General features: G+C 66.0%; 17 protein-coding genes. 11 read left to right on the top strand and 6 right to left on the bottom strand.

Annotated elements, in window-relative coordinates:
- Positions 1 to 17 precede the first annotated feature (17 nt).
- The 4 genes from pstC (at position 18) to BLU02_RS11255 (ending at position 3,454) form a co-directional block, all read left to right on the top strand.
- Positions 18 to 974 carry a phosphate ABC transporter permease subunit PstC gene (pstC, locus tag BLU02_RS11270; protein WP_029264070.1) on the top strand — a complete coding sequence of 319 codons (957 nt, stop codon included), beginning with the start codon at positions 18 to 20 and terminating at the stop codon, positions 972 to 974.
- Entirely contained in the window at positions 974 to 1,888 is a 915-nt protein-coding gene (gene pstA / locus BLU02_RS11265; protein WP_029264069.1) for a phosphate ABC transporter permease PstA, read from the top strand. The genes pstC and pstA overlap by 1 nt, the downstream gene beginning before the upstream one ends.
- Before the next feature lie 112 nt (positions 1,889 to 2,000).
- On the top strand, positions 2,001 to 2,771 hold the full coding sequence (pstB, locus tag BLU02_RS11260; protein WP_081859936.1) for a phosphate ABC transporter ATP-binding protein PstB: 771 nt from the start codon (positions 2,001 to 2,003) through the stop codon (positions 2,769 to 2,771).
- The gene (locus tag BLU02_RS11255; RefSeq protein WP_029264067.1) at positions 2,768 to 3,454 is read left to right on the top strand and encodes a winged helix-turn-helix domain-containing protein; all 687 of its coding nucleotides are present in this window, start codon (positions 2,768 to 2,770) and stop codon (positions 3,452 to 3,454) included. The genes pstB and BLU02_RS11255 overlap by 4 nt, the downstream gene beginning before the upstream one ends.
- Here BLU02_RS11255 and BLU02_RS11250 read toward each other — a convergent pair.
- The 3 genes from BLU02_RS11250 to BLU02_RS11240 form a co-directional block, all read right to left on the bottom strand.
- Complete coding sequence (locus BLU02_RS11250) at positions 3,436 to 4,320, bottom strand: arsenate-mycothiol transferase ArsC (protein WP_231919561.1); 885 nt, start codon at positions 4,318 to 4,320, stop codon at positions 3,436 to 3,438. The genes BLU02_RS11255 and BLU02_RS11250 overlap by 19 nt on opposite strands.
- A gap of 68 nt (positions 4,321 to 4,388) precedes the next feature.
- Positions 4,389 to 4,706: an ArsR/SmtB family transcription factor gene (locus BLU02_RS11245; protein ID WP_029264065.1), complete on the bottom strand. Its 318-nt coding sequence runs from the start codon at positions 4,704 to 4,706 to the stop codon at positions 4,389 to 4,391.
- 463 nt (positions 4,707 to 5,169) lie between these two features.
- Positions 5,170 to 8,928, bottom strand: coding sequence for a hypothetical protein (locus BLU02_RS11240; RefSeq protein ID WP_157547052.1), 3,759 nt, complete (start codon positions 8,926 to 8,928; stop codon positions 5,170 to 5,172).
- 258 nt (positions 8,929 to 9,186) lie between these two features.
- On the opposite strand from BLU02_RS11240, the gene BLU02_RS11235 reads away from it, so the two are divergent.
- The 4 genes from BLU02_RS11235 (at position 9,187) to BLU02_RS11220 (ending at position 12,561) form a co-directional block, all read left to right on the top strand.
- Positions 9,187 to 9,948, top strand: coding sequence for a hypothetical protein (locus tag BLU02_RS11235; protein ID WP_051662429.1), 762 nt, complete (start codon positions 9,187 to 9,189; stop codon positions 9,946 to 9,948).
- Complete coding sequence (locus BLU02_RS11230; protein ID WP_081859934.1) at positions 9,864 to 10,583, top strand: RES domain-containing protein; 720 nt, start codon at positions 9,864 to 9,866, stop codon at positions 10,581 to 10,583. The genes BLU02_RS11235 and BLU02_RS11230 overlap by 85 nt, the downstream gene beginning before the upstream one ends.
- Positions 10,584 to 10,656: 73 nt before the next feature.
- Positions 10,657 to 11,460: a hypothetical protein gene (locus BLU02_RS11225; RefSeq protein WP_157547051.1), complete on the top strand. Its 804-nt coding sequence runs from the start codon at positions 10,657 to 10,659 to the stop codon at positions 11,458 to 11,460.
- A gap of 348 nt (positions 11,461 to 11,808) precedes the next feature.
- Positions 11,809 to 12,561 carry an SDR family NAD(P)-dependent oxidoreductase gene (locus tag BLU02_RS11220; RefSeq protein WP_060921943.1) on the top strand — a complete coding sequence of 251 codons (753 nt, stop codon included), beginning with the start codon at positions 11,809 to 11,811 and terminating at the stop codon, positions 12,559 to 12,561.
- Between the two features lie 167 nt (positions 12,562 to 12,728).
- On the opposite strand, the gene BLU02_RS11215 is transcribed toward BLU02_RS11220, so the two are convergent.
- Positions 12,729 to 13,055 carry a DUF7882 family protein gene (locus BLU02_RS11215; RefSeq protein WP_060921944.1) on the bottom strand — a complete coding sequence of 109 codons (327 nt, stop codon included), beginning with the start codon at positions 13,053 to 13,055 and terminating at the stop codon, positions 12,729 to 12,731.
- A gap of 69 nt (positions 13,056 to 13,124) precedes the next feature.
- Entirely contained in the window at positions 13,125 to 13,571 is a 447-nt protein-coding gene (locus BLU02_RS11210; RefSeq protein WP_060921945.1) for a MarR family winged helix-turn-helix transcriptional regulator, read from the bottom strand.
- 129 nt (positions 13,572 to 13,700) lie between these two features.
- Between BLU02_RS11210 and BLU02_RS11205 the strand changes: the two genes are divergently transcribed.
- Both BLU02_RS11205 and BLU02_RS11200 read left to right on the top strand, forming a co-directional pair.
- A complete protein-coding gene (locus BLU02_RS11205; RefSeq protein WP_060921946.1) occupies positions 13,701 to 13,937 on the top strand; it encodes a hypothetical protein in 237 nt (78 codons plus the stop codon).
- Complete coding sequence (locus tag BLU02_RS11200; protein WP_060921947.1) at positions 13,934 to 14,479, top strand: MarR family winged helix-turn-helix transcriptional regulator; 546 nt, start codon at positions 13,934 to 13,936, stop codon at positions 14,477 to 14,479. Before BLU02_RS11205 ends, BLU02_RS11200 begins: the two co-directional genes overlap by 4 nt.
- Here BLU02_RS11200 and BLU02_RS11195 read toward each other — a convergent pair.
- Entirely contained in the window at positions 14,476 to 15,699 is a 1,224-nt protein-coding gene (locus tag BLU02_RS11195; RefSeq protein ID WP_060921955.1) for an MFS transporter, read from the bottom strand. The genes BLU02_RS11200 and BLU02_RS11195 overlap by 4 nt on opposite strands.
- Before the next feature lie 119 nt (positions 15,700 to 15,818).
- Here BLU02_RS11195 and BLU02_RS11190 point away from each other — a divergent pair, with 119 nt between their 5' ends.
- A complete protein-coding gene (locus tag BLU02_RS11190) occupies positions 15,819 to 17,402 on the top strand; it encodes an SDR family oxidoreductase (RefSeq protein WP_060921948.1) in 1,584 nt (527 codons plus the stop codon).
- Positions 17,403 to 17,410: the final 8 nt, after the last annotated feature.

The raw sequence follows: 17,410 nt of genomic DNA, 5'->3' as shown, positions 1-17,410 counted from the left end.
GGCTCAGGACGATTCCCATGACCACCGTCACTGAGCGGCCCGGGGGCCCGGCTACCGGCCGGGCCCCCGCCCCCTCCTCGTCTTTCGCAGGCCGCCGCCGGCCCGGTGAGTTCCTCATCAAACTCGGTCTGCGCCTTGCCGCAGCCATCACGGTCATCACCACCGTGGGCATCGTCATCGCGCTCCTGGTCCCGTCCCTGAGCTTCTTCGCGGAGGTCTCACCGTTCGAGTTCCTCTTCGGCACGCGCTGGGCCCCTCGATTCGCGGACGCCTCCTTCGGCGTCCTCCCCCTGGTCACGGCAACCCTGTGGACCACGGTCATCGCGCTCCTCGTCGCCGTTCCTTTCGGCCTCGGTGCGGCGATCCTCCTCGCCGAGTACGCGAAACCGCGAGTGCGCAAGGTGCTCAAGCCCCTGCTGGAGATCCTCGCGGGTATCCCGACCGTGGTCTACGGGTTCTTCGCCCTCCAGTTCGTGCAGGGCACCGTCCTCCGCGACTGGCTGCAGCTCCCCACAGGGGCGTTCAGCGTCCTCGCTGCCGGCCTCGTGATGGGAGTCATGATCATCCCGACCATCGCATCCATCGCCGAGGACGCGATGTCTGCTGTCCCCAGCGCGCTCCGTCAGGGAAGTGCCGCTCTCGGCGCCAACCGCATGCAGACCACTCTTCGCGTGGTCTTTCCGGCCGCGCTGTCTGGCATCGTCGCCGCCGTCGTTCTCGGAATCTCCCGGGCCGTCGGAGAAACGATGATCGTCGCAATCGCTGCGGGCAGTCAGGCACAGCTCGTGAGCAATCCGCTGGAGCAGGGGCAGACGATGACCGGCTTCATCGCGAACGCCGCTCTCGGCGACTCCCGCGTCGGAAGCCTCGAGTACAACACCCTCTTCGCTGTCGGACTGCTGTTGTTCCTCATCACACTGCTCATCAACTTCATCAGCATCCGATTCGTCCGCCGATTCCGGGAGGCCTACTGATGTCCGCGCCCACGATTCCCGAGTCCCGTGTGCTCAACGCGACCCGGCCGCTGAATACCGGGCGAAACGGCGAACTGCGTCCCACCGCGCTCATCTTCCTCGTACTTCTTTGGCTGTCGCTCTTCGTCGCATTCGCTGTGCTCGTCACTCTGCTGATCACGATCTTCATCACTGGACAGAACAAGCTCACCTGGAACCTGGTGACGAACTTCCCCTCCGCTGACCCGGAGGAAGCCGGAGCTCGTCCAGCCATCCTCGGATCGGTCTGGGCGATTGGGGCCACCGCTGTGATGACCCTCCCCCTGGGAATCGCCGCCGCCGTGCACCTCGAGGAGTTCGCCGACCGGAAGCGCTGGTTCAACCGGTTCGTCGAGCTCAACGTCCAAAACCTCGCTGCTGTCCCCTCAATCGTCTACGGTCTCCTCGCTCTCGCCTTCTTGTCGATGCTCGGAGTCACCAACAAGAACATCGTCATCGGTGGAGCATTCGCGCTGACGCTGCTCATCCTCCCGGTCATCATCATCGCCACCAGGGAGGCGTTGCGCGCCGTACCCCGGGAGATCCGCGACGGCTCGCTGGCGCTGGGAGCCACCCAATGGCAGACGACGTGGAGGCAGGTGCTTCCCGCGTCGGTCCCAGGCATCGCGACCGGCTCGATCCTCGCGCTGTCCCGAGCTCTCGGCGAAGCAGCTCCATTGCTCGTCCTCGGAGCGCTCGTCTACATCACGTTCGATCCGAACGGGCTGCTCAGCGGATACACCACGCTCCCCATCCAGATCTTCAACTGGACCGGGCGCCCGCAGGAGGGATTCCACGAGCTCGCCGGCGCCACGAGCCTCCTCCTGCTCGCCGTCCTCATCCTGATGAACGCCCTCGCCATCTTCATCCGCAACAAGTTCCAGAAACGGTGGTAAACCCATGAGCACCTCCACGAGCACCTCGACGAGCGCAGCGGCGCCGACGGCGGCCCACACCCACTTCCAGACCGCAGACTCACGGCGGGTTGCCGAAACCCCCAGCGGACTCATCCGCTGCGAAGACGTCAACGTGTACTACGGCGACTTCCGGGCCGTCACAGGCGTCAACCTCGAGTTCGGACGCAACGAGATCACCGCGCTCATCGGCCCCTCCGGATGCGGCAAATCCACGCTCCTGCGCTCCCTGAACCGCATGAACGACCTCGTCGACGGTGCCCGCGTCGAAGGAAACGTCATCTTCCAAGAGGAAGACATCTACGCGAAGGGCGTCGACCCCATCGAGGTCCGACGACGCGTCGGGATGGTCTTCCAAAAGCCGAACCCGTTCCCGAAGTCGATCTACGACAACATCGCCTACGGCCCTCGCGTCACAGGGATGAAGGTCGACAACATGGACGACCTCGTCGAGGAGGCACTCACACGCTCAGCACTCTGGGGCGAGGTGAAAGACAAGCTAAAGCAGTCCGCGTTCGGACTCTCCGGCGGCCAGCAGCAGCGCCTATGCATCGCGCGCACCATCGCGGTGCAGCCCGACGTGATCCTGATGGATGAGCCGTGCTCGGCCCTCGATCCCATCGCCACCTCGCGGATCGAAGACCTCATGCACGAGCTGCGCCAGGACTACACAATCATCATCGTCACCCACAACATGCAGCAGGCTGCACGAGTCGCCGACCGCACGGCATTCTTCACCGCCCTGGCCGACGAGACCACCGGAGACCGCACAGGAGTCCTGGTGGAATACGACCTCACCAAGAACATCTTCGAGCAGCCGCAGGACCAGCGCACGGAGGACTACATCAGCGGACGATTCGGATGACCTCCCTGTCTGGTGGTGACCCGCGGTTCGTTCTGCACGGGCGCAGTTCGGAGATCCTTCGTGGGAGCTTCGCCGAGTTCAGACATGCAGGCGTCCCGATAACGGTGCACGCTGAGATCGTCGATGCGCTGGCAGACTTGGCCCACGATTACGAGGCGTCGCTCGTCCTCGCCGGCGGGGAGTCGGTCGACCGGCTCGCGGCCATCGTGCAGATCGCCGAACCGGTGTGCGGAGGACCGATCTTCTTCGGGGTGAGCGAAGACACGGAGACGTCGATGATCGAAGCTGCGATGCGAGCAGGAATGCGTGGCACCATCCGCCTCCCCATCACCCCCGACCGATTGCGTGAATTGGCGCGCCTCCACCCACGGACAGGCCCGCTTGACCGCACCCTCCGATTCGGGGAGCTGACCCTCGACATCACGCACCGCAGCCTCCGCTGGCAGAAGCATGCACTGTTGCTTCCCCCGCGCGAATTCGAACTCCTGCATCAGATCGTGCGCGCGTATCCCGAGAGTGTGAGCATCGATACACTCGCGCTTGCGTTCGGCTCCGACCTCGAGGATCCGCACGCTTCTGTTCGCGTCGCCATGACGAAGCTGCGCGCCCGGCTGGCGACTTTCGCCCCCGCACAAGCCCTTATCGAGACGGTGCGAGTGGCCGGCTACCGACTCGCGTCCTGAGGCTCCACTTTGAGCTCGACCAGGAGCTGAAGCACCCGGGCGCGAATGTCGTCTCTAACGCCACGGAGACCGTCTTCATCGAGTTCCAACGGATCTGGTAGATCCCACTCCATGTAACGGCGCCCAGGGAAGACGGGGCACGCATCCCCACACCCCATCGTGATGACGTAGTCGGCGGCACGCACCACTTCGTCGGTCAGCGGTTTCGGGAACTCGCCCCAGAGCTCCACGCCCACTTCCTCCAGTGCCGCGGCAACACGAGGGTGCGCGCCCTCCGCCGGTGAGGATCCAGCCGTGCGCACGTGCACCCGGCCGCCAGACAGATGGCGGAGTAGGGCTCCAGCCATCTGCGACCTCCCCGCATTCTGCACGCACACAAACAGGACCTCAGGAGTATCACGCAGAACCAGGCCCTGACTGGTTGCGAGCGCATCCAGGCGGTCGGCGGCGTACCGGGCGGTCATGGTCAACAGGTGCTCGCGCACTCGCGTCCGCTGGCTCAGGAGGAGGTAACTCTGGGCGACATAACCCGCCACTGTCTCGCGGCTGAACGTCGAGCTGAATCGGTACGAGAGGTCGTCAACGATGGTGGACACAGCTCGCGGGAGAGCCGTGACGGAAGCCTCGGGTGTTTTCGGCTCAATCGACTCACTCGACAGCAATCTCCCAAAACGGACCCAGGCATCGGCTGTCGGCACCCAGACATCGCCGTCGCTACGGATGAGATCAACGAGCTCCAGCGAGTGGATTGCCTGCTCGACGACCGATAGATCGGCGTTCAGGACAGCCGCGATCTCCGGGGCTTTGATCCCGGAGGCAAGGGCACTGAGAACGCGGAGCGTATCGGGGTTGCCGAGGACTGACACTTGACCGGCCCGTTCCCGGGCAGCCTGCTCCCCGAGGGGGCTCCCCACTCGGTGCGGCGACCCCTCATTCATCGGAGGAAGTCCTCGACGGCGCTACGGCGCGTCGGGTGCACGGAGAGCCAGCCGAGCTTGCCGTCCTGTTCGCGTGCCAGGAACCCGTCGTCCAACAGAATGCGGACGTGATGGGTCACTGTCGGCTGACGCAACCCCAACGCCTCCGCTAGTTGGCCCACGGTCGCCCGCTCGTCAGCCGATCCCAGAATGATGCTCAAGATCTGCAACCGCGTCGGATCAGCGACCGCCCTCAACGTCCGCGCCAGCTCTTCGGCAGCACCACGATTGAGCGCAGCTCCGACATGAGGCTTCGGTGCGGGCTGAGCGGTCATGCCAGGATTCTAGTTGCCGAACCTTGCGAGCCCCTCAGACGTGCCGGTGATCGAAACGTGCGGACTGGGACGTGACTACTTCGCAAATATGTCGCCGCGAAGCTTCGATGCGGCGTGCAAACGGAGGAGCTCTATGCTGACGGCCGCGCTTGCCGGGATGCTGTGAGATAAGCTCTTCGCGGCAACTGCGAGGGCGGGACGAGCTGCGTTTCGGTCGAGAGCGATCAGCATGTCGACCGAGACTCCGAGGGAACGTCCTCGCCAGACAGCACCAGGTGTCTGGCTGCTCCACAAGGAGTAGGACCTCCGCCGCCGGGCTGGGGGCCCGAGCTAGTGCACGTGCGAGGATCGCCGCATCGGCGTGAATCGGTCCAAGTTCGGTGAGTTGAGGCCATCAGGCCGTTTGTGATCGAGCTGGCGAAGGCGGGGGCCCGCGATGCGCGCCGCCGCTCTCGCATGTCACCTACGGCGTTTGGCCTCGAGCTGCGAGAAACTCCGTCGCCGTCTCAACCCGATACCGCTCGTCGACGTAGTTTGCCGGAGTGAGATTTCGGGTTACGAAGAGCGTGTTCAGGCGAAACTGCTCGCCTTCAGGCGGGTCCCCGAGTCCGAGGCGCGTCGCAATGCTCGCGACGTGGGGCGCTAGTTCGCTCTCCTTGCGGGCTAGCTGCGTGGCGTAGCAGGGCTTGGTCCCGCGGTCTCCTACCTGGTCCCGGAAGAAGGTGCGCAGTTGGCGTGCCGTCTCAGCGAATCCGTGCACCGACGCAGGATCCTTCGCCTCGATTAACCAGATGGTGCTATCGCCAGGGCGTCCGCACACGAGGTCAACTTCGGTCGTGAGAATCGGCACGCCGAGTCGCGCGTGGTCGTTGGGTTTCACGCGGGCGACCGTGGTGTAGCCGAGTTCCTCTAGCCGGTCTTGAAGGAATCTTTCGAACCGAATATTGCGGCGCGCACGGCGATCCGCAAGCGCGTTGCTGACAGGCTGGGGAACGTCTCCCGCCCAGGGAAGAACTCCTTGGAGGAGGTGGCGGTAGTAGACCTGGAAGGACGTCAGTAAGTACTGCGGGCTGATAATGAGTCGTCCGTCCGAGTCTTGCACCAGCGGTTGCACGAGGAGCCGGTGACGCCGTGTGCGCGTTTGCCAGGGTTTCCACTCCACGGCTTGCATCTGGACGGCCGTGCTCGTAAGCATCCCGACAGCGACTTCGACACGCGTTCTCTGCGACTCATCCGCGTCCGGGCCCAGCGCGTCACAGACCCATGCTGTTGCCTCGGCCACGGTGACGTGCGCGGTCGTCCTGCCTGGCTCGAACGTTTCCCACTTTGCGAGGGTGGCGAGTGCGGCGAGCATGTCCTGCGACGTCGCTCCCCATGCCTGCTGGAACGCATCTTCGACGTCGTCTTCTTCGTTCGCCTGCTGCAGCGAGTCGTCGTCTTGAGTGCCGTGCAACCGAACGCTCGCAGCTGCACGGGTCAGTTCGTCGTTTCGCAGGCCCCACGCCGATGCGTCGGGATGCGAATCGTCGTCAACGGCCAGCTCGTACATCGGGCCGAGGTTGATGACTGCAGGCACGACTTGGTGATACATCCGCTCACTCAGCGTGGTCGCGGTGAGGTACGCATCTGCGGCGGCAAGAAGACCGCTCCACGCCTGAGGAGTGATCGGCTTCACCGCCGCCGGATTGTCCAGGATGCGCAAGGCAGCCTCCACCACGATCTCGTTACACTGACGAAGCTGAAGTGTCTCCGCCGAGAGCTCGGCCGTGCGGGTGAGCGGATCCCATTCGGTCGCGAGATTCGCCGCGACTCGGGATAGATCGTCTTGCTGATGAATACCGCTGTCCATCACCCTCGCCAGCTGCTCCATCCCCGTCAACACCACCTCGCTCACATCGTGTCTCTTGATTCCTTCAGTCAGGGTCTCGAGAGCAAGGGGCGCAAGATGCTCGCGGATGAGCCGATTCGCGTCGTCCGCCCGGTACTCTCCCGGTTGAACGCCGGCATCGTGGAGTCGTCGTCCCAAAGCCGCAACCATGCGGCTCTCATCAGAGGGTCGTAAACGCCACGGATCAGGCAGGTGATTGAGAGTGGTCCGGGCCTGCTTCATCTCCAAGATGAGAAAGGGTCTCGCTGTGCGCCACTGGTCGCGGAGCGCCGCTGCGGTTTCGATATCCATGCCTCCCGCGCGGAGCAGATCGAACACTGCATCCGCTGTTAGGAGATTCGCCGCGTGCGGATCTCCATTCGCCGAATCTGCGAATCCCTCGACATCGATGCGCCACAAAAAGTTGACTGGTTCATCGACGGCACGCGCGTGCGGGTCGAGATACGGCGTGACCACGCCGGACGGTTCACCCGAGACCGTTTCCGATGCGTGGAGGTAAAGGACGTATCCGGGCACATCGATCTCCTGGTGCGCGAAACGCCATCGATCACCAAGCGCAGCGAAGCCGTAGATTAGCCCGCCGCAGAAGTCGAAGAAGAACCGTCGGCGGTCGGCAGATGCTTCCTCCAGGCTCGCTCGTGCCACGGCAACGGGAGGTTCGGTGAGAGCGAGGGACCACCCGTCAACACTCGGCGCGATGTTGACACCGCGGGTGGCGTCGTACATGGGGTCACCTGCAATCATCGCGACGTTTGCGACGGGCCCCGGAGCGACTTCTGCCGCTCGGAGGTCTCGAATCGGGGGAAGCCCAACCCTGAGGAGCGCCACTTCGAGATCGGATAGCTCTACCGCTCGATCCCACTCGGCCTCGCCCGCGTGCGCTTCAAAGTAGACGGCATTGGGTACCACGCCACCCTTGAAAAACGACTTGCCATTCGCTGTCCATGGCTCCCAGTAGTTGATCGCCTCCCACCCGAAACTCTCAGGGAAATCGGGAGCGCTCAGATCCCGCGCGAATGCGTAGAGATCATCGTCGGACGTAGCCGTTTCCGCGATCCAGGTCAGGTCTTCGAGCGCGAGCTTTGCTTCGCCGACCGCCTGGGGCACAGCGATGTGGCCGGGTGCAGCGAACACCGTCAGCGGGATGACCTCCGCGCCCGGCCTGATGGTTCCTTGTCGCCCGCCCGCCATCCGCACCGGCACAGGGCCTGATTGCGACCTCACCTGTTTCGCCAGCTCCACTGAGCCGATGTATGGCGGCGGCGCGGCTCCCAGGTCGGGGACGTAGATGACTGAGACGGCGATGAATGTGGATGGGTTCACCGGCACCAGCCACTGAACGTCAATCCCGCGAAGCGGGGACTCGACGCCTTCACTGCGGGGAGGAGCTTCGATCAAGCTGTTGGAGAAGCGCCATAGGGACCGGCGGATCTGGTTCAGGCAAGAACTCCGGAGGGCTCGTCGTGCTTGCCCGTCCCGGTCGAGCGCAGACACCAGTTCTCGTACGGCATGGGCCATGATCTCTGGGATGAAAAGTGGCGGCACCCATCGGTGTGCACCCGCCGAGTGAGCAAAGCGAAGGTACCTCCCGAACGGGCTGGAGAGACTCTCCGCGTCGAACGTGGCCCGACTTGCGGAGTTCGTCATCCATTCCAACGCCCTTTCATCAGCTTCACCGAGTTCGATGTGGTCGAGCGGGTTCAGGTTGAGGAAGGCCCGCGTCGCTTCGTACTCCGCGTCCGGTAGGGAGACCTCGTCGTTGAGCGCGAGATCCGGGGCTGGTACCCATGCGTCTGCAAGGTGGCGGGCGCAGAAGTCGCCGTACTTCATCGCCACGTTCACCACGTTTGCGATGCCGAATTGAAATCGTCTGTGAAGCCGACCGTCTACCGCTTCCGCCATTCTGAGCGCACGCGTGAGGTCGGCGACCGGCCGTTCGGTGAGGCCGGGCACCGCGCGCAGCGGCTCAGAGCCGACCGCGAGGAAGACAGTTCGGGTCGGGTCGGTGGGGATGAAATCTTCACGCGCCGGGCCGATCCCATAGGTGGTAGCCGCTAGATCGGACAGTGCTTGGATCGCAGGCAGCGGCTGGTATTCGTCTGGCGCCGGAGCGGCGGAGGCTCGTAGCGCAGCCGCGAAGCTGCTCCCCAATGTCACCGACCGATGCCTGTTGCCGGGGGACGTGGCGGCGGCGAAAATCAGCGTCCAGAGCTCGTCCGGATCGTACGCTGAAAAGGCCAGTTCGAGTGCGTCGGGCTCCCGTCGCGCGGCGCTCACCGCCCGCAGTTGAGATCGAGACCGCTTGCTTCTCCGAGTTTTCTTGCTCTTTCCCACGCAAGCATTCAAGCGTAAGCCAACGACATCCGCACTGATCACTGAGCGTTGAAAGCGTTGCGCCGGGGAGGAAGGTGGCGAAGAGTTGGGGTGCCGCCTCGAACGCGCGGACGACAGGTCTCCTTCAACGCCGCTGCTCCCTTGCCAGGGAGCTCTTGACCGCTCTCACCTCGTCACCTCGCGGGGGTGCATACACGCAAAAGCGCGCGTAAGATATTGCGTGTGCGTGCTAACCAGATGACGACACGAGGAGGCAAGATGGCCGTGAAGAAAAGTCGCACTCGTGCCGCCTCCGCTCGCGAGGCGACTGTGAACCGCGGCACAGTGACAGGTCGATTCCTCAACGGAAACCCGAAGCTCGTCGTGGCGACCAAGGCCCCCGCAAAGACCGACGTACAAGCCGGTGTCGAGCGCCTTGCGCAGGTGGCGAAGACGTCAAACGTCGACGTATCCGTGTTCAACGCACTCATCGACGAGCTCGCCGATGCCATGGCCGACCGTCAATCGACCGAGCTGGGCCTCACAGAGCAGGAAGCCAACTTCCTGATCGAGTCCGGCGATTTCACTCCGGAGGAGCTCGCCGAGGCAGCCGCATTCGTCACCAGCGGTGGGCTCGCCAAGCTCGAGCGCGAGACTCACGTGCGCGCCCTAACCAACACCTACACCGCATCCGAGGTCGCAGCGCTCCTCGGCATCGATGCCTCCAGTGTGCGTCACCGCCAGAGCAAGAACACCTTGTACGGCTTCCGGGCCGGAAGGATCCGCCTCTACCCTCGATGGCAGTTCATTCCCGGCGATAGGGTCTCGACGATCCCCCACCTCCCGCTGCTCGTCCGAGCGATCCCGTCCGACTGGGATCCGGCCGACGTCGAAGGCTTCATGACAACACCTCAAGACGACTTGCGGTCGAGCGATGAGTCTGTCGACCCCCAGGAATGGATGACGCCGATCGAGTGGCTGGCTGCCGCGAAGGATCCTGCACCCGTAGTGGACATCCTCGAAGACGCCGACATCACGTGAGCCCGTCGAACGCGAAAGTCCCCGCAACACCCCCGGCGCCGCTCACACTCGACGCGAGTGAGCACCTGAGATCATTCGATGGGATCCTCTGGCGGGTCTTCGCTACAAGAGGTGCTCACCCACAGGCGTGGGATGAGCTACGGCACTTCGGGCCGATCAGAACCATGCGCTTTGACCCGCATCCCGAGCCGCATCAGCACCATGCCGATTATGGCGTGATGTACGCAGCTGCCGGATCTACAACAGCTCTCGGCGAGGTGTTTCAGAAGGGCCGACTAATCAATCGGCGCGTTCGTGGAAACACCCTCGCGGCTTGGCGGCCGACGCGTGAGCTTCGGCTACTGGATCTCACCAGCAACTGGCCCGTGATCAACGGGACGACCTCTTCGATCCAGATGGGGCCTAAGCGATACACGCGGAACTGGGCGAATGCGATCCATGACCAGCTTGGGTCGAGCATCGACGGGCTCTACCATGTGTCATCGATCGACTTCGGCCCGATGGTGACGCTGTTCTCGTCCGCCGAGGGCTCGTTCCCGCCGCTGCCGTTGGTGCACACCCGACTGGACTCATCCAGTGCGAACGTGTACCTCGCGAAAGCCGTGAAAAGGCTCGGCTACCGCGTTAAGAAGTAGAACCGCCCCAGGACGGCAGTCCGCGATTCTCGGATTATCAGATGACGCTCGATCCACCCGTACGCTCAGTGCTATGCCAAAGCGTTCCACATTGCAGACTCTCGGCGGTGCTGTCGAAGGATTCCGGGACTTCGCGGCGGCGATCAAGAGTGGAGTGCCCACGGTTCGAAAGGGGTCAATGGCGGAGGAAGATCAAGCCCTCGCAGGAAACATCGTCATCCCTCATGCCATAGTCTCCGGGCTCGTCCTCACCGCTGCGGACCACGTATCCGCCTGGGCGGAGCTTGCGGCTAGCCCCGAGGAGAACGTGTTGCTCCTTCATATGCAGGCTGACTACACCTTGTTCCGTCCTGTGTTGGAGGGGCTCGTGGAGCTCATCTGGATCCTGGACGGCACCGATTCCTCTACTCGAGTCCGCAGGGCGCTCGAGATCGCCCGCATCGAGTACAGGCACGGGCTGAAGCTGACGAACGCTCTGCGCAAAGCTCAAACACCAGATGACAGAACGGAACAAGGAATAGCCGCGCTGGGGCGTTTCCTTAGGACCACCGCGACCAACCTCGGGTCCGATCCAGAGGACGTTCTCAGTGCGCCATTGATCGATCCCTCCTCGATCACAAGGAAGATTGCGAGTCGCGTTCCAGGCCCCACGTTGCGGACCTTCAACTATTGGGCGATAACTTCGGCCCACGCGCACGGGCAGTTCATCACCACTCTGCGCCACGCGATCGAGACGCCCCCATCTACACCTCAGATGGGCGGGACTCTGTACGAACCAGACGAGGAGTTGATCGCAGACCTCATCGAGTTCATTGGGACGCTGCTCGAGATCGCAATCAACCTCCTTAACGAACAGGGTTACGAAGTTCGACGCTAGAGCTGTCCTGCTCGGCCGATCGGGGAGCGCTGGGTCGCCGAGATGCGCGCCATGGGGATTCAGAGCTCCCTGAGGCGAGATGTCCGACCCCATCCGTATGATCGAATCAGCCCCTTCGTGAGGCGGTTCGGTGAGGGAGTGGGCTTCGCGCTTTACATCGGACTTAGTCCGATTTCATCGCGATTCTGACATTTTCCCCGGGACAGACGGTTCCCACAGCGTAGCCAGGCGGCCGAGCATTTCCATTCACATGAATCCACACCGGTATTACGGGCGTAGGCTGGAGGGAAGGACGGACCGTCCGAGAAGATCTCCCGGCACCGCGCCCGCCCGGGAAGGAGCCCGAAAGTGGCTCAGTACGACGTCTCGAACCGCTCGGCGATCGTGACAGGAGCGGGCAGCGGCATCGGCCGCGCGGTCGCCCTGCTGCTGGCGCAGAACGGCGCGGCGGTGGTGGTCAACGACCTGAACGCGGAGCACGCGAACGCGGTCGTCGAGGAGATCCGCGCCGCCGGCGGCACCGCGGAGGCGTCGGTCGGCGACGCGACGGACCCGGCCTGGATCGCCTCGTCGGTCGAGCTCGCCAACTCGCTCGCCCCGCTCCGCATCGGCGTCAACAACGCCGGCATCGGCGGCGCCACCGCGCCCACCGCGGACTACGAGGAAGACGCGTGGGACAAGGTGATCGCCATCAACCTCAACGCCGTGTTCCGCAACATGAAGGCGCAGATCCCGTCGATCCTCGCCAACGGCGGCGGCTCGGTCGTGAACATCGCCTCGATCCTCGGCAGCGTCGGCTTCGCAGGCTCCCCCGCCTACGTCACCGCCAAGCACGGCGTCGTCGGCATGACGAAGACCGCCGCCCTCGAGTACTCGGCGCAGGGCGTCCGCGTGAACTCGGTCGGCCCCGGCTTCATCAACACCCCGCTCCTGGCGAACATGGGCGACGAGGCGAAGGACTTCCTCGTGTCCAAGCACCCGATCGGGCGCCTCGGCCAGGCCGAGGAGGTCGCGAACCTCGTGGTGTTCCTCGCGAGCGACGCCGCGAGCTTCATCACCGGCAGCTACCACCTCGTCGACGGCGGCTACACCGCCCTCTGACGAAGAAACGGCATCCGGCTGCCGGGAACCCGAATCCCGGCGGCCGGATGCCGCGGTCGGCGATCGAGAGCCCCCGCTCCGTTCTCGCCGTAGCCATCACCGCCCGGGATCCGAGAGCCCTTGAAGAGGATCCCGAGGCGGTGAGGCAGGTCTGCACCCCTCCGTTATCAGGCGGACATCGCGTGCAGTTCGCGCGATACCGCATCGAGCGCGAGCTCGGGGTCTGTGAGGTCGAGTCCGCCGGTCGAGCCCGCGGCCTGCATGAGACGGGCCAGCAGCGGTCGCTGCAGGGTGACCGACGTCTCGACGACGAAGCGGATCGGGATGGACGCGTGGATCCACAGCGTCTCGGTGCGGTCGGCGCCGGTCTGCACCGTGAGCGCGAACGGCTCGTTGCGCCGCAGCTTGGTGACGGTGGCGGCGCGAAGGTGGGCGAGCAGCTCGTCGTCGATCTCGATCGGCTCGGCGAGGTTCGCGTAGGTGAGGGTTCCCATGTTCTTCTCCTCGTGGCAGAAAACCTGGACGAGGATAGTTTACTAGTTTAACTAGTTAAATCAAATCGATCAGGGAAGATCGCCGAGCTCATCGGTCAGGCGGCGCAGGAAGCGGGAGATCACAGCCACCTCCTCCGCCGTGAACTCGCCCTCGACGGCGGCCACACGCTGCGCCAGCTCGTCACCCTGGCCGTGCAGATCTCGCAGGGACGGGCGGAGGACTTTGGACCGGGCATCCAGGGGGTGCGGGGCGACGACGATCTGTCCCCGCTCCGACATCCGCCGGACGACGCTCGTGACGGCGGCCGTGCTGATACCGAGGTAGGTGGCCAGGTCGCGGGGAGTGACGGGCTTCTCGACGGGCGCGGTGCTGATGAAGTGCATCGCGGCGCGGTCGGTATCGTTGGGTTCGCGCCGAGCCGCGAGACGGCGGTTCAACTGCGCGTCGGCGCGACGGAAGTCGTCGACATCGCGCGCGAGCGCTGAGGTCGAGACGTCGGTGCTCACGTTTCCCATGCAGAGATCCTCCTTCCCCGCTCTCCATGGTACCTCGACAGTCTGACAGTAAGGCTGACTAGCGATATTCGCGGGAGACCAGGGACTTCCGGAGGTGCGATGATGGAACCCTGCCCCCGAAAGGATGCCATGCCCGAGCCACTGAGCCTCGAGGAGGCGTCGTACATCCGCTACGCCGATCTGCTCGCACGCCTGGAGGAACTCTTCCCCTCCGTCTCGCGACGCCGGATCGAGCAGATCATCGGCGCCGAGACCGACGCGATCACCGGCGGGCTCCTGCGCATCGTCCCGGCCGAGGTCGAGACCGGCGCGATGGAGATGCTCGAGCGGGAGGCCGGTTCCAGCGACGAAGGAGAGGTCGCGTGACCGACAGCACCGGCGAGTTCCACGCCTCCGGGTACTGGTACCCCGACAGCGAGCGCGCCACCACGGTCGACGTGCTCAACATGCTGCGGCGGTACCGCAGCGCCGAGACGGCGATGCGCGCCCGCACGCGCGCGTCCATGGGGATGAACGAGACAGACCTCGTCGCCCTCCGGTTCCTGCTGCGCGAGCAGAAGGCCGGGCGCATCGTGCGGCCCATCGATCTGGCGCGCATGCTCGACATCTCCACCGCGTCGACGACGACGCTCATCGACCGACTGGAGAAGGGCGGGCACGCCCGCCGCGAACCGCACCCGACCGACCGCCGCGCCGGGATCGTCGTGCCCACCGTGAGCAGCGACGACGAGGTGCGCGCGACGCTGGGTGCGATGCACCGGCGCATGCTGTCCCTCGTGGACGACCTCTCCGACGAGGAGCGCGTCGTCGTCATGCGGTTCCTCGTGGGAATGACCGCCGCGATCCAGGAGGCCGCGGACGCCGACGCCGCGCACGGCGGCGCCGATCTCGTGGAGGAGCCGGCCTAGTCCGACCCGTTCCGCGGGCGCCGGGCGTCCAGGAAGCCCGCGAGCAGCACCGCCACGAGCGCCGCGACAGGCGCGACCACGAGCCCCGCGCGGAGACTCTGCGTCTCCGCCAGCCACCCGACGAACGGCGGCGACAGCAGGAAGCCGAGCCGCAGCAGCCAGGACACCACGGTGAGCCCGACCCCGGGCCGCAGTCCAGGGAGCTCGTCGGCGGCGTGCATCGCGGCGGGGATGAGGGTGGCGATGCCGAAGCCGACGGCCGCGAACCCGAGGATTGTGCCGGGCACGCTCGGGAAGAGCAGCGCGAGCGTCATCCCGACGGCGGCGATGAGGCCGCCGACCCGCGCCACCCAGCGCTGCCCGAAGCGATCGGTCATCGGATCGCCGAGCAGACGCCCGACGAACTGCGCGCCGACGAGGGCGATGAATCCGAGCGGTGCGACCGCGGCCGCCGCTCCCAGGGAGTCACCGAGGTAGAGGGTGGCCCACGAGTTGCCCGCGTCTTCGGCGATGGCTCCGGCCATCGCGATGAGGGTCAGGGCGATCACGGCCAGCACCGTCCGCGCCGGAACGCCGCGACGGACCGCGGAGGCGATCTCCTCGGGTTCCGCCACCGCCTCCTCGTCGGCCTCGTCGTCGCGGCCGGGCAGGCAGAAGCGGAGGGCGACGAGGGCGACCGTCGCGAACACCGCGGTCGAGATCCCCAGGTGGACGGCGAGCGGGAGCTGCAGGGCGATCGCGCCCGCGGCCATCACTCCGCCGAGCACCGCGCCGATGGACCAGATGGCGTGGAAGGAGTTGATGATCGAGCGCCCGTACCGCCGCTGCACGCGCAGGCCGTGGGCGTTCTGCGCGACATCGGTGATGGCATCGGAGGCGCCGCCGACGAAGAGGGCGATCGCGAAGAGCGCGCCGGTCGGGGACAGCGCCGCCGACAGCAGGCCGAGGCTCGTGAGGACGGTGCCGATGACCGCGATGCGCGCCGACCCGAAGCGGCGGATCAGCGTGGCCGCCAGGAGTCCTGCCGCGATCGCCCCGGCGGGGAAGGCGGCGAGCGCGAGACCGTAGCCGAGGTTGTCGAGGCCGAGGGCGGCCTTGATCTCCGGGTACCGCGGCAGGATGTTCGCGAACAGGGCGCCGTTCGTGAGGAACAGCGCCGAGACGGCGACGCGCGCGCGGCGGGTGGCGCGGCCCGCGGGCGCTCGTCGAATCGATTCGATTGAGGTCACGGATACGACCGTACCCTGTCGCCGGGGGTGCTCGCGACGTCACCCGGAGGCGCCGATGCTGCGGGCGCAAGCCCGTACCGCATGTCGGCCCCGGGATCTACCCTCGGAGCATGAGCGAGCTCACCCAGCCCACCGGTCGCGAGGACGCCCTGCGGGCGGTCCCCCGCGACGACGGCTCCGCACCCCGCGCCCTCGTGCTCGGTGCCACCGGATACATCGGCGGCCGCCTGACCCCGCGCCTGCTGAACGCCGGCTACCGGGTCCGGGTCCTCGCGCGGGACGCCGTCCGCGCCGCCTCCTTCGGCTGGGGCGAGGAGTGCGAGATCTTCGAGGGGTCCGCCGACGACGAGCACGCCGTCGCCTCCGCGATGGACGACGTCGACGTCGTGTACTACCTCATCCACTCCATGTCGGCCGGGAAGGGCTTCGAGGAGAGCGACGAGCGCGCCGCGACCACCGTCGCCACGGCAGCCGCCCGGGCCGGGGTGCGGCGGATCGTCTACCTCGGCGGCCTGCACCCGGACGACGTGAAGCTCTCCCCGCACCTCCGCTCCCGGGTTCACGTCGGCGAGATCTTCCTGGAGTCCGGGGTGCCCACCCTCGTCCTGCAGGCGGGCGTGGTGATCGGCTCCGGCTCGGCATCCTTCGAGATGATCCGGCACCTCACCGACGTCCTGCCGTACATGCCGGCGCCGAAGTGGGTGCGCAACCGGATCCAGCCCATCGCCGTCCGCGACGTGCTGCACTACCTGCTCGGGGCGGCACGGGTCGACGATCAGGTGAATCGCGCGGTCGACATCGGCGGACCGGATGTGCTGCGCTACGGCCAGATGATGAACGGGTACGCGGTGGAGGCCGGACTGCGGCAGCGCGCCATCGCGGCCCTTCCGGTGCTGACCCCGGAACTCGCCTCGCACTGGGTGAACCTCGTCACGCCGGTGCCGCGCTCCATCGCCCGGCCGCTCGTCGCGTCGCTGCAGAACGAGTGCATCATGAAGGACCATGCCGTCGACGCACTCATCCCGCGCCCCGAGGGCGGGCTCACGCCGTATCGCCGGTCCGTGGCGCTGGCCCTCGGCCGGGTGGACGCGGACGCCGTGGAGACGAGCTGGCAGGACGCCGAGGTGACCGGAGCCCCGAGCGACCCGCTGCCGAGCGACCCGGACTGGGCCGGACGCACCGTCTTCACGGACAAGCGCTCCGTCGCGACCCGCGCGTCGGTCGCGGAGCTGTGGCGCGTCATCCTCGGGATCGGCGGGGAGAACGGGTGGTACTCGTCGCCGCTGCTCTGGGCGGCCCGGGGACTCATGGACCGCGTGGTCGGCGGCGTGGGCCTGCGCCGCGGACGCCGCAGCCGCACCGCCGCCCGAGTCGGGGATGCGATCGACTTCTGGCGCGTCGAGGCGGTCGAGCAGACCGAGGAGGGGCATCTGCTGCGCCTCCGCGCCGAGATGAAGGTGCCGGGCGAGGCGTGGCTCGAACTGCGCGCGGTGCCCGACTGCGACGGCGCCCGCTACGAGCAGCGTGCCGTGTTCTTCCCCCGCGGACTGCTCGGCCGCCTGTACTGGCTCGCCGTGCTGCCCTTCCACGGGCTCATCTTCTCCGGCATGGCCGCCCGGATCACCGCGGCCGCCGAGACAGGCGACCACGCCGGTTCAGGCGTCCTGCGTGAGGACGTGCCTGATCCGGCGTGAGCGCCTGA

It is taken from the genome of Microbacterium paraoxydans, assembly GCF_900105335.1.
Classification (GTDB): Bacteria; Actinomycetota; Actinomycetes; order Actinomycetales; family Microbacteriaceae; genus Microbacterium; species Microbacterium paraoxydans.
The sequence above is the reverse complement of the archived record's forward strand: the minus strand, read 5'-3'. Positions and strand labels throughout refer to the sequence as shown.

Excerpts from the sequence above, each read along its gene's own strand:
- pstC (WP_029264070.1), top strand. The coding sequence starts at position 18 with ATGACCACCGTCACTGAGCGGCCCGGGGGCCCGGCTACCGGCCGGGCC.
- pstA (WP_029264069.1), top strand. The coding sequence starts at position 974 with ATGTCCGCGCCCACGATTCCCGAGTCCCGTGTGCTCAACGCGACCCGG.
- BLU02_RS11255 (WP_029264067.1), top strand. The coding sequence starts at position 2,768 with ATGACCTCCCTGTCTGGTGGTGACCCGCGGTTCGTTCTGCACGGGCGC.
- BLU02_RS11245 (WP_029264065.1), bottom strand. The coding sequence starts at position 4,706 with ATGACCGCTCAGCCCGCACCGAAGCCTCATGTCGGAGCTGCGCTCAAT.
- BLU02_RS11235 (WP_051662429.1), top strand. The coding sequence starts at position 9,187 with ATGGCCGTGAAGAAAAGTCGCACTCGTGCCGCCTCCGCTCGCGAGGCG.
- BLU02_RS11230 (WP_081859934.1), top strand. The coding sequence starts at position 9,864 with ATGGATGACGCCGATCGAGTGGCTGGCTGCCGCGAAGGATCCTGCACC.
- BLU02_RS11225 (WP_157547051.1), top strand. The coding sequence starts at position 10,657 with ATGCCAAAGCGTTCCACATTGCAGACTCTCGGCGGTGCTGTCGAAGGA.
- BLU02_RS11215 (WP_060921944.1), bottom strand. The coding sequence starts at position 13,055 with ATGGGAACCCTCACCTACGCGAACCTCGCCGAGCCGATCGAGATCGAC.
- BLU02_RS11210 (WP_060921945.1), bottom strand. The coding sequence starts at position 13,571 with ATGGGAAACGTGAGCACCGACGTCTCGACCTCAGCGCTCGCGCGCGAT.
- BLU02_RS11205 (WP_060921946.1), top strand. The coding sequence starts at position 13,701 with ATGCCCGAGCCACTGAGCCTCGAGGAGGCGTCGTACATCCGCTACGCC.
- BLU02_RS11190 (WP_060921948.1), top strand. The coding sequence starts at position 15,819 with ATGAGCGAGCTCACCCAGCCCACCGGTCGCGAGGACGCCCTGCGGGCG.